Raw genomic sequence first — 10,967 nt, 5'->3', positions numbered from 1 at the left:
GGGACCTGCCGCGTCCCGGACCTCAGAAGCGGCGCTCCAGCACCTGGCCCGGCCAGTCGTCGACCACGAAGGCTTCCGTACGGGTGAAGCCCTGCCCCTCGTAGTACGCCACGAGCCGGCCCCCGCTGCCCGCGAAGCAGTCCACGCGGAGCAGCGACACCCCCTGGCGCCGGGTCTCCGCCGCCGCGTGCTCCAGGAGCGCCGCCCCCACCCCGCGGCCGTGGAACCGCGCGTCGGTCGCCAGCAGCCGTACGAACACCTCGGGCTCGGCGGCCGGCGGAACGTGCCGGCCGGGGTGCGGCGTCAGGGTCATCACGCCCGCCGGCTCGCCGTCGACCTCGACGATCCACGGATCGCCCTCGGCCGCCGTCCGTCGGACCTGCTCCACCGCCTCGGAGCGCTCGGAGAAGGGCTCGGTGCCCCACTGGGCGGTGATCCCCTTGCCGTTGAGCCAGACGACCGCGCTGTCGAGTACGGAAAGCATCGCGGGGAGGTCCTCCGCCCCGGCCTTGCGGATCTTCATGCAGCTCAGGCTAGTCGGTGCCAGACTTCTGGCATGAGGCTCTTCGCCGCCGTGGTGCCGCCTCCGGAGTGCCTGGACGAGCTGGGAGGCGTCGTCGACCGGCTGCACCGACTGCCCGGGGCGGACCGGCTCCGCTGGACCGCGAGGCCCGGCTGGCACCTCACCCTCGCCTTCATGGGAGAGGTCGAGGAAGCGCTCCTGCCCGAACTCCGGGCCCGACTGGCCAGGGCCGCGCACCGGACGCCGCCCTTCCCGCTGCGTCTGCACGGCGGCGGTCGCTTCGGACGCAGCGCCCTGTGGACCGGGATCGCCGGCGACCTGGACGCCCTGCGGCTCCTGGCCGAGCGGTCCGACGCCGCCGCGCGCCGGGCCGGGGTCCCGATGGAGGAGCCCCGCCGCTACCGGGCGCACCTGACCGTCGCACGGCCCCGCAAGGAGGGGGCGGTGGACCTACGGCCCTTCGTGGCGGAGCTCGCCGGCCTGGAGGGGGAGCGCTGGCGGGTGGCCGAGCTGGCCCTCCTCCGCTCGTACCTGCCGGTCAGCGGCGTGCCGGGGGAGCAGCCCCGGTACGAGACGGTCGGCACCTGGCCCCTTGAGGGCGGCGAGGAGGGTTCGGGTTAACCTCGAAGGGTGGACCCGAAGACCCGTAACCGGATCATGGCCGGCGTGCTCGTACTGATGTTCGCGATCATCGCGGTGGCGGCGGTGGTCGGTCAGTAGTTCCCGCACCCGCGCGGTCCGCCCGCCGCAACCGGGCGGCGCCGGGCGCGGAGGGCGGGGGCGCGCCCCCGCGACGTTGCCCGGCCCCCGCGACGACCCCGGTCGCCCCCCCCGGCGGCGGGTGGCCGCCACCCCGCCGGGGGCGACGGCCGGGCGACGGCGCCCGCCCGATCACCAGGCGAAGGCCTCCGGAGAGGGACCGGGGCCGGGGAAGATCTCGTCCAGGGACGACAGGAGTTCCTCGCCCAGCTCGACCTCCAGGGCGCGCAGGGCGCTGTCCAACTGCTCCGGCGTCCGCGGTCCGACGATCGGTCCGGTCACGCCGGGCCGGGTCAGCAGCCAGGCCAGCGCCGTCTCCCCGGGCTCCAGACCGTGCTTGTCGAGCAGGTCCTCGTACGCCTGGAACTTCGCCCGCACGGCCGGGTCGGCGAGGGTCTCCGCCGCCCGCCCCTCGGTGCGCCGCTTGCCCGCGGTCTCCTTCTTCAGCACGCCGCCGAGCAGTCCGCCGTGCAGCGGCGACCAGGGGATGACCCCGAGGCCGTAGTCCCGGGCGGCCGGGACGACCTCCATCTCGGCGCGCCGCTCGTAGAGGTTGTAGAGGCACTGCTCGCTGACCAGCCCCATCGTCCCGCGCCGGGCGGCTGCCTCGTTGGCCTGGGCGATCTTGTAGCCGGGGAAGTTGGAGGAGCCCGCGTACAGCACCTTCCCCTGCTGGACCAGGACGTCCACGGCCTGCCAGATCTCCTCGAAGGGGGTCAGGCGGTCGACGTGGTGGAACTGGTACAGGTCGATGTGGTCCGTGCGCAGCCGCTTGAGGCTGGCGTCGACGGCCCGTCGGATGTTCAGTGCCGACAACCGGTCCTCGTTGGGCCAGGGCTCGCCCCCGGGCGACATGGAGCCGTAGACCTTGGTGGCGAGGACCGTCTTCTCCCGTCGGCCGCCGCCCCGGGCGAACCAGCTGCCGAGGATCTCCTCGGTGCGGCCCTTGTTCTCGCCCCAGCCGTACACGTTGGCCGTGTCCACGAAGTTCAGGCCGGCGTCGAGTGCGGCGTCCAGGATGCGGTGGCTGGTCGGTTCGTCCGTCTGCGGACCGAAGTTCATCGTGCCGAGGACGAGTCGGCTGACCTTGAGTCCGGTGCGTCCGAGCTGCGTGTACTTCATGGGACACCAGCCAACTGCTTGGAGTCCGCTCGAAGCAAGGGGCCCTGCCGCAGGCGGGTGCCGGGGATCAGCCCGTGGCGTCCGGTCGCCGCAGCTGGGCGGTGACCCCCTGCCGGTCGATCTGGATCCAGTACTCGACGATGAGGCCGTCCTCGACCCGGTAGACCGCGCTGGTCACCGCCGTGACCGGCGCACCGGTCGGCGGGTGGCCGTCCACCGCCCCGACGTGCCGCCCCTGCTGCGTCCAACGGGCGTAGACCCGGTCCCCCTCGGCGATGAGCTCGTCCACGGTCAGGGCGAAGGCGCCGTACGCGTCGAGCATCTCCTGCACGTGCTCGGTGTACTGCTGCGGCGTCCGCTCCACGACGGTCGGCGCCTCCGACACGACCTGATGGGCCCGGACCCGGTCGGTCATGAAGCGGTCGGCCCGCTCGGGGTGCAGTCCCGAGCGCACCTGGAGGAGGAACTGGTGGACGGTTTCCTTGGCGTTGCTCATGGCCGAAGTGTGGCATTCCGCCGGGGCGGCGGGACGGGCCGGTGGTCGCGCCACAGCAGGCGGGGAGGGAGCACCCGACCACGGTGCACCTGCCGTGACCCCGGTCCGCCCCGGCGGCGCCCTTCAGCGGGCGGCCACCGGGAGCGGGTACCGGCCGCCCAGGCCCCACGCCCGGTGCATCGCGTCCGCGAAGGCCGCCGCCAGCTTGTGCTCGCCGTCGGGGCCCGGGTGGGTGCCGTCGTAGGTGTCGACCCGGAGGTCGTACGACTCCGGGACCTCCGCGAGCAGCAGCGGCGAGGCGGCGGTGTCCAGGTCGGCGACCGCCTTCGCGAGGAGTTCGTTGAAGCGGGCGCACTCGGCGGCGAAGGCCGCGTCACAGCCGGCGCGGACGTTCGGGATGACCGGCAGCAGGACGGCCCGGACGTGCGGGTTCGAGGCCCGGGCCGCGGCCACGAACGCCCGGACGTTCTCCTCCGTCTGATCGCTGTTGGTGTAGAAGCCCAGGTCGATCAGGCCCAGCGAGACCAACAGCACGTCCGCCCCGGTCGCCGTGACGGCCCCGCCGATCAGCGGCGCCATGTGCAGCCATCCCTCGCCCCAGCCGGCCAGGTGGCGCCGGGCCGCGGCGGGGAACGCCGGGTCGGGGTGCGCGTCGGAGGTCGGGGCGTCGGTGGCGGGGTCGTAGGTGCCGGAGCGCGGGCCGACGATCTCGTACCCGCCGGGGAGCGTCGCCTCCAGGTGCTCCCACATGCGGTAGCGCCAGGTCCAGTCGCCGGCGCGTCCGATGGTCATGCTGTCGCCGACGAACAGAAAACGCATGGTCACATCATCGCGGACGGCGTCCCGGAGCTCGACGTGATCCGGGACACGGGGGCGGCGGTCAGGCCAGGAAGGACGCCAGCCGGTCCACGAACCGCTCCGCGTCGTCGTGCCACGGGAAGTGCCCGGCCCCCGCCAGGACCGCCAGTTCCGCCTTCGGGAACAGCCCCGCGTACGCGGCGGCGGTCGGCACCGGGGTGTTGGCATCGCCCTCCCCGGCGACGACCAGCACCGGTCGTTCGAACGTCGCGAACACCGCACGCGTCACGGCCGGTTCGTAGGCGCCCTCGCTCCCGTAGACCGCGGCGGCCTCCCCGTTCCGCTGGTGCGCCACGGCCGCGTTCCGCTCCTGCGCGGCCTCGTCCCAGGTGCCGTGGAAGAACGGCGCGACCGCCGCGAAGGTCTCCGCCGTCCCCCGCCCCGCCGTCAGGTCCTCCAGTGCCGCGTACGCCTCCGCGAACCACGGTTCGCCGGCCCGCAGCCGCGCCGCCGCGAGGCGTTCCTCCCCGGTCGTTTCGATCCCGGGGGCCGCCGGGCCCGGGGTGACCAGCACGAGCCGGGCCACCCGCTCCGGGTGCCGGGTCAGGTACAGCGCGGCCAGGTTCGCGCCCGCCGAGTGCCCGAGCAGGTCGATCGCGTCGAGCCCCAGGTGCACGCGCAGCGCCTCGACGTCCGCGACGAGCCGGTCGCAGCGGTACGAGGACGGGTCCGCCGGCTCCGCCGAGCCGCCGCTGCCCCGCAGGTCGAGCCGGATCAGCGTGCGGTGGGCGTCGAGCCCGCCCAGGTCGCCGAGGTAGACGGAGTCCTGCACGGGGCCGCCCGGGAGACAGAGCAGGGGGGCGCCGGAACCGGAGGCGTGGTACGCGAGCAGGGTGCCGTCGGGAGCGGGGAAGGAGAGCATGGGCGTGACCATGACACCGCCTCCTCCGCTGGTCAAGCGGGTTTCCGCACCCCCGTGGCAGGCTTGATCCCATGCGATCTGCTCTGTGCGCCCTCGGCGCTGCCGCGGCCCTGGCGCTGCTCCCGGCCGGCCACGCCCGTGCCGAAGGGCAGGAACCCGACCGGGACTTCACGATCCAGGACTCCCGGATCACCGAGTCCAGCGGGCTCGCCGCCAGCCGGGCCCACCCCGGGATCTACTGGACGCACAACGACCAGGACGCCCCGCTGATCTACGGCGTCGACTCCCGCACCGGAAGGACCGTCGCGACCCTGACCATGGCCGGCGTCGGCACCCCGCGGGACATGGAGGGCATCGCGGTCGGCCCCGACGGCGACATCTACGTCGGTGACATCGGGGACAACCTCGACGGCACCTGGGACCACGTCTGGATCTACCGCTTCCCCGAGCCGAAGACCCTGAAGGACCAGACCGTCAAGGCGCAGCAGTACGTGGTGAAGTACGCCGACGGGGCCCGCAACGCGGAGGCCCTGATGGTCCATCCGAAGACCGGCCGGGTGTACATCGCGAGCAAGAACCAGGGCGGCGGCGGACTCTACGCGGGCCCCGAGCGGCTCTCCGCGTCCGGCACCAACGTCTTCCGGCGCGTCGACGAAGTGCCGTGGGTGACCGACGGCGCCTTCTCGCCGGACGGCGACCGGCTCGTCCTTCGGGGCTACTTCAGCGCCCGGGAGTACGTCTGGAAGGACGGGCGCCTCGGGGACGACGGCACCTCGGTCGGCGCCCCCTTCCAGGGGCAGGCCGAGTCGGTGACGTACACGGGCGACGGCTCGGCCTTCATGTTCGGCTCGGAGGGCAGGAACAGCCGGGTGGTGCGCGTGGACCGGGCCGGGGGGACCGGCCCGTCCGACGGCCCCTCCGCGCCGCAGCCCTCCCGGGCGCCGGGAGCCCCCCAGGCCCCGACGGCCGGGGAGCAGACCGACCGGGGCAGCGCGACCACCGGTTTCTTCGTCCTCGCCGGCGCCACCGTCCTCGTCCTCGGCGTCAAGCGCCTGCTCCGGAAGGACTGAGCCGGGGGACGACGGAGGGCCCGGGGACGACGGAGGGCCCGGCGCCGGACCGCGGGGAACCGCCGTCCGCTGCCGGGCCCTCCGGACCGGGGAAACCCCGGGTCAGAGCTTCTCGATGACGTGGTCGATGCAGGCCGTCAGCGCCCGCACGTCCGCCGGGTCGATCGCCGGGAACATCGCGATCCGCAGCTGGTTGCGGCCCAGCTTGCGGTACGGCTCGGTGTCCACGATGCCGTTCGCGCGCAGCACCTTCGCGACGGCCGCCGCGTCGATCTCGTCCGCGAAGTCGATCGTGCCGATGACCTGGGAGCGCTTCGCCGCGTCCGTGACGAACGGGGTCGCGTACTTGGACTCCTCGGCCCAGGAGTACAGCGCGTCCGAGGACTCCTTGGTGCGGGCCACGGCCCACTCCAGACCGCCCTGGCCGTTGATCCACTTCAGCTGCTCGTTGAGCAGGAAGAGGGTGGAGAGCGCCGGGGTGTTGTACGTCTGGTTCTTCAGCGAGTTGTCGATCGCCGTCGGCAGCGAGAAGAACTCCGGGACGTGCCGGCCGGACGCGTGGATCCGCTGCGCCCGCTCCAGGGCGGCCGGGGAGAAGGCCGCGAGCCACAGGCCGCCCTCGGCGGCGAAGGACTTCTGCGGGGCGAAGTAGTAGACGTCCGTCTCGGTGATGTCGACCGGGAGGCCGCCCGCGCCGGAGGTCGCGTCGACGAGGACGAGCGCGCCCTCGTCGGCGCCCGCGACCCGCTTGAGGGGAGCCGCGACACCGGTGGAGGTCTCGTTGTGGGTGTACGCGTAGACGTCGACGCCCGCCTCGGCCACCGGCTCCGGGTGGGTGCCCGGGTCGGAGGAGATCACGGTCGGTTCGGCAAGCCAGGGAGCCAGCTTGGCGGCCTTCGCGAACTTGGAGGAGAACTCGCCGAAGGTGAGGTGCTGCGACTTGTTCTCGATGAGGCCGTGGGTCGCGATGTCCCAGAAGGCGGTGGAGCCGCCGTTGCCCAGGATCACCTCGTAGCCCTCGGGCAGCGAGAAGAGGTCGGAGACGCCGGAACGAACCTCGCCGACCAGGTTCTTGACCGGAGCCTGGCGGTGGGAGGTGCCGAGGAGGGAGGTGCCGGTGGCGGCCAGGGCGTCCAGCGCCTCCGTACGCACCTTGGAGGGGCCCGCGCCGAAACGGCCGTCGGCGGGCTTGATGTCAGCGGGAATCTGGATCTCAGCCACGAGGCGGAGGGTATCGGTTCGGGAAGGGCCCGGTCGCCGGATGTCCGCCCGATGAGACGGGGCGTGGGACATCCTGGACTCGTGCGAACACACGAGGAAGACCCGTCCGGACTCGCCGCCGCCCTGCGCACCGCCGTCGCCGGAGAGGTCGACTTCTCCACCACGGCCCGCGCCCTGGCGACGATGGACGCCTCCAACTACCGCCGTGTTCCCGCCGGTACGGTCGCACCGCGCGACGCCGACGACGTCGCCGCCGTCCTGGAGGTGTGCCGGGCGCACGGCACCACCCCGGTCGTCGCCCGCGGCGCCGGGACCTCGATCGGAGGCCAGGCGACCGGCGCCGGCGTGGTGCTCGACCTCACACGGCACTTGGGCGGGATCGTCTCCCTGGACCCCGACGCGCGCACGGCCGTGGTCCGGCCCGGGCTCGTCCTCGACCGGCTGCGGGCCGCGGCCCGGCCGTACGGGCTGACCTTCGGCCCCGATCCGTCCACGCACAGCCGCTGCACCCTCGGCGGCATGATCGGCAACAACGCCTGCGGGGCACACTCGGTCGCCTGGGGCACCACCGCGGACAACGTGCGCTCCCTCGAAGTGGTGAGCTACCGGGGCGACAAGTTGACGTTGGGCCGGGGCGGGCAGGGCGCCCCGACCGGACTCCTGGACCTCGTCGACCGCCATCTGGCCCTGCTGCGCACCGGCTATCCGACCGGCCTCCCGCGCCGCATCTCCGGCTATGCGCTCGACGCGCTGCTCCCCGAGCGGGGCGTCGACGTGGCCCGCTCCTTCTGCGGCAGCGAAGGCACGCTGGGCATCGTGACGGAGGCGACGGTGGCACTCGTCCCGCTGCCGTCCGCACCCGTCCTGGTCGTCCTCGGATACCCCGACGAGGGCGCGGCGGCCGATGCGGCGGCCGGACTGCTCGTGCACCGGCCGCTCACCGTGGAGGGCATGGCCGCGGACCTCGTCCGGGGCGCCGACGGGCTGCCGCGGGGCGCGGCCTGGCTGTTCTGCGAGGTCGACGGCGAGCGGGCGGCCCGGGAACTGGTCCGGGCCGCGGACGCGCTGGACGCGGCGGTGGTCCGGGAGCCGGCCGGACAACGGGCGCTGTGGCGGATCCGGGAGGACGCGGCCGGGACGGCGACCCGCTCGCCCGACGGAGCGGAGGCCTGGCCGGGCTGGGAGGACTGCGCGGTGCCGCCGGCCCGGCTCGGCGGGTACCTCCGGGAATTCCGCGCCCTCCTGGCCGAGTTCGGTCTCCGCGGAGTCCCGTACGGGCACTTCGGGGACGGCTGCGTGCACGTCCGGATCGACTTCGACCTGTACAGCGGCAAGGGCGTGCGGGACTTCCGCGGCTTCTCGGAGGCCGTCGCCGACCTCGTGGTCGCCCACGGCGGCTCGCTCTCCGGCGAGCACGGCGACGGACAGGCGCGGGCCGAACTGCTGCCCAAGATGTACGGGGAGGAACTGGTCGCCCTCTTCGGCGCGGCCAAGGACGTGTGGGACCCGGACGGAGGCCTGAACCCGGGCATGCTCGTGCGACCGCGACGGCTCGACGAGGGCCTGCGGTTCGAGGGCCTGCCCCTGGTGGGGATCGGGCGGGCGGCGGCGCGGTGCGTGGGGGTCGCCAAGTGCCGGGTGGACGGGCCTTCTTCGGGACCGGGCGTGATGTGTCCTTCGTACCGGGCGACGGGGGAGGAGAAGCACTCGACGCGGGGCCGGGCGCGGCTCCTCCACGAGATGGCGCTCGGGGAGCTCATCACCGACGGCTGGCGCTCGGAGGAGGTGCGGGAGGCGCTGGACCTGTGCCTGTCCTGCAAGGGCTGCCGCAGCGACTGCCCGGTCGGCGTCGACATGGCGGCGTACAAGGCGGAGTTCCTGGACCGGCACCACGCGGGCCCGCTCGGCCTGCTGCGCCGGCCCCGCTCGCACTGGACGATGGGGCGCCTCCCGAGCTGGCTCGCCCACTTCGGGCGGGGACTGAACGCGGTGCTGGGGCTGCCGTTCGCCGCGCGGCTCGCAGGGGTGACGCCGGAGCGGACGCTGCCGAGGGTGGCGGAACGCCCCTTCGCGGACTGGTTCGCCGACCTCGCCTCGAACCGCCCACCGGCCCTCACCCTCTGGCCGGACACCTTCACCAACCACCTGGCCCCCGAGGTCGGCCAGGCCGCCGTCCGCGTCCTGGAGGACGCCGGCCTGGGGGTGGAACTGCCGCCCGGCCGGGTCTGCTGCGGGCTCACCTACGTCTCGACCGGCCAGCTCGGGGCGGCCCGGAAGGTCATGCGGCGGACCCTCGACGTGATCGGCGAGGGGACGGGCCTGCCCCTCGCCGTCCTCGAACCCTCCTGCGCCGCGACCCTCCGCACCGACCTGCCCGAACTGCTGCCGGACGACCCCCGTGCCGCCCGGCTCGCCGCTTCCGTGCACACCTTCGCCGAAGTCCTGGAGTCCCTGGCGCCCGACTGGACCCCGCCCCGACTGGACCGTCCGGTCGTCGGCCAGACGCACTGCCACCAGCACGCCGTCCTGGGCGACGCGGCCGACCGCAGGCTCCGGGAACGTGCCGGCCTCACCGGTGAGCTGGCGGGCGGCTGCTGCGGCCTCGCGGGGAACTTCGGCTTCGAACCGGGCCACTACGAGGTCTCGGTCGCCTGCGCCGAGGACCAGTTGCTGCCGTCGCTGAGGAGCGCCGCCCCGCACGCGGAGGTCCTGGCCGACGGCTTCTCCTGCCGCACCCAGGTCGCGGACCTGACGGGGCTCCGGGGCCGGCACACGGCGGAACTGCTGGCGGAGGGGTTGGAGGAGGGACTGGGGGAGGCGTTCGGGGAGGGACCGGGCGGGGGCCCGGCCCCGGGCGGGGAACCGGGGCGGGGGGCCGGCGCCCCCTGAGACGGGCCGACCGCACCACGGCCGGGTGGCGGGCGGGGGCGGGGGGTGGGGCCGGGAGCCGTGGCGAGGAAGGCGAGGAAGGCGGGGAACGCGCGCCCCGGCCGTGGCGCAGTGCCGCCCGGGCGGTCCGTCACACCGCTTCCCGGGCGGTCCGCTAGGCCGCTTCCCGGACGATCGCCCGGGCCATCGCGATCAGCGCCTCCGTCGCCGGGTGGGGGAAGGCGTCCCGCCAAGCGAGCACCACCGGCAGGGGCGGTGCGTCGGGGAGCGGGCGGTAGGCGACGCCCGGATGGGAGTGGAGCGCCGCCGTGGAGGCGGAGGAGACCCCGACCCCCCGACCGGCGGCGATCGCCGTGAGCCAGTCGTCGGTGTTGGCGACCGTCAGGGTGGCGGCCGGGCGGGCACCGGCCGCCCAGAGCGCGAGGGTGGTCGCGCCGGAGACCGTGTTGAGCACGACCGTCTCGCCGGAGAGGTCGTCGAGGGCGAGCCGGGGGCGGTCGGCGAGCGGGCTGTCGGCGGGCAGTGCGGCCACCCGCTCCTCGGTCGCCAGCTCCGCCGTGACCAGGCCCGGGGCCTCCACGTTCCCGCGCAGCAGCGCCGCATCCACCTCGCCCCGGGCCAGACCGGCGGTGCGGTCGTCGATGCGGAGGAGTTCGAGGGGCGTCTCCGGGTGCGCGCGCTGCCAGCGCCGCAGCAGCGGGGTGGTGTACGCACCGAAGGCCGACCAGGCGTGTCCGAGGCGCAGCGGACGGTGTCGCAGTCGTGCCGGGTCGACGGCGGTCTCGAAGGCGGCGAGGGCGGCTGCCGCCCGGTCCTGGAACGCGCGGCCTTCGGCGGTGAGCACGAGGTGGTGGGTGGAGCGGTCGACGAGGCGGGCGCCGAGGTGCTGCTCCAGGGCGGCGAGGGTGCGGGAGACGGCGGGCTGGGTGAGGTGGAGCCGGGCGGCTGCCCTGGTCAGGCTGGATTCCTCGGCGATGGCGAGGAAGCAGCGGAGGTGACGCAGCTCGATGCTCATGCGTCCGGAGCATAACCGCAGCGCAATCGGCATTTCCGGTGCCGCGCAGGGGCTCGTAGCGTGAGAGGGGAAACCTGGCTGCAGTCCACCCCTAGGTGCATTACTCTGGACTGAAGGTCCAGTGTGGTGAACTTTTCTGGGTGTGAAGGAGC

The 10,967-nt window shown here is 74.2% G+C and carries 10 protein-coding genes; 3 read left to right on the top strand and 7 right to left on the bottom strand.

The window, feature by feature from the left end; genetic code table 11:
• Nucleotides 1–22 precede the first annotated feature (22 nt).
• On the bottom strand, nucleotides 23–523 hold the full coding sequence (locus ACFW22_RS18340) for a GNAT family N-acetyltransferase (protein WP_386405248.1): 501 nt from the start codon (nucleotides 521–523) through the stop codon (nucleotides 23–25).
• Nucleotides 524–556: 33 nt separating this feature from the next.
• Here ACFW22_RS18340 and thpR point away from each other — a divergent pair, with 33 nt between their 5' ends.
• A complete protein-coding gene (thpR, locus tag ACFW22_RS18335; RefSeq protein WP_386405245.1) occupies nucleotides 557–1,144 on the top strand; it encodes an RNA 2',3'-cyclic phosphodiesterase in 588 nt (195 codons plus the stop codon).
• 270 nt (nucleotides 1,145–1,414) lie between these two features.
• On the opposite strand, the gene ACFW22_RS18330 is transcribed toward thpR, so the two are convergent.
• From ACFW22_RS18330 to ACFW22_RS18315, 4 genes are all read right to left on the bottom strand, one after another.
• A complete protein-coding gene (locus tag ACFW22_RS18330) occupies nucleotides 1,415–2,404 on the bottom strand; it encodes an aldo/keto reductase (RefSeq protein WP_386405242.1) in 990 nt (329 codons plus the stop codon).
• 67 nt (nucleotides 2,405–2,471) lie between these two features.
• Nucleotides 2,472–2,900 carry an ester cyclase gene (locus tag ACFW22_RS18325; protein ID WP_386405239.1) on the bottom strand — a complete coding sequence of 143 codons (429 nt, stop codon included), beginning with the start codon at nucleotides 2,898–2,900 and terminating at the stop codon, nucleotides 2,472–2,474.
• 123 nt (nucleotides 2,901–3,023) lie between these two features.
• Nucleotides 3,024–3,719 (bottom strand): GDSL-type esterase/lipase family protein, encoded by a 696-nt coding sequence (locus tag ACFW22_RS18320; RefSeq protein ID WP_386405236.1) that lies wholly within the window; start codon nucleotides 3,717–3,719, stop codon nucleotides 3,024–3,026.
• Nucleotides 3,720–3,780: 61 nt separating this feature from the next.
• Nucleotides 3,781–4,632 (bottom strand): alpha/beta fold hydrolase, encoded by an 852-nt coding sequence (locus ACFW22_RS18315; RefSeq protein WP_386405233.1) that lies wholly within the window; start codon nucleotides 4,630–4,632, stop codon nucleotides 3,781–3,783.
• A gap of 59 nt (nucleotides 4,633–4,691) precedes the next feature.
• On the opposite strand from ACFW22_RS18315, the gene ACFW22_RS18310 reads away from it, so the two are divergent.
• Nucleotides 4,692–5,690 carry a WD40 repeat domain-containing protein gene (locus tag ACFW22_RS18310; RefSeq protein ID WP_386405230.1) on the top strand — a complete coding sequence of 333 codons (999 nt, stop codon included), beginning with the start codon at nucleotides 4,692–4,694 and terminating at the stop codon, nucleotides 5,688–5,690.
• Between the two features lie 102 nt (nucleotides 5,691–5,792).
• On the opposite strand, the gene serC is transcribed toward ACFW22_RS18310, so the two are convergent.
• On the bottom strand, nucleotides 5,793–6,911 hold the full coding sequence (serC, locus tag ACFW22_RS18305) for a phosphoserine transaminase (protein WP_386405227.1): 1,119 nt from the start codon (nucleotides 6,909–6,911) through the stop codon (nucleotides 5,793–5,795).
• Between the two features lie 51 nt (nucleotides 6,912–6,962).
• Here serC and ACFW22_RS18300 point away from each other — a divergent pair, with 51 nt between their 5' ends.
• On the top strand, nucleotides 6,963–9,800 hold the full coding sequence (locus ACFW22_RS18300; RefSeq protein ID WP_386405224.1) for an FAD-binding and (Fe-S)-binding domain-containing protein: 2,838 nt from the start codon (nucleotides 6,963–6,965) through the stop codon (nucleotides 9,798–9,800).
• A 154-nt stretch (nucleotides 9,801–9,954) separates the two neighbouring features.
• Here the strand turns inward: ACFW22_RS18300 and ACFW22_RS18295 are convergent, their stop codons facing one another.
• Nucleotides 9,955–10,815: a LysR family transcriptional regulator gene (locus tag ACFW22_RS18295; protein WP_386405221.1), complete on the bottom strand. Its 861-nt coding sequence runs from the start codon at nucleotides 10,813–10,815 to the stop codon at nucleotides 9,955–9,957.
• Nucleotides 10,816–10,967 lie beyond the last annotated feature (152 nt).

The sequence above is a fragment of the Streptomyces sp. NPDC058872 genome (genome assembly GCF_042743065.1).
GTDB lineage: Bacteria > Actinomycetota > Actinomycetes > Streptomycetales > Streptomycetaceae > Streptomyces.
The sequence above is the reverse complement of the archived record's forward strand: the minus strand, read 5'-3'. Positions and strand labels throughout refer to the sequence as shown.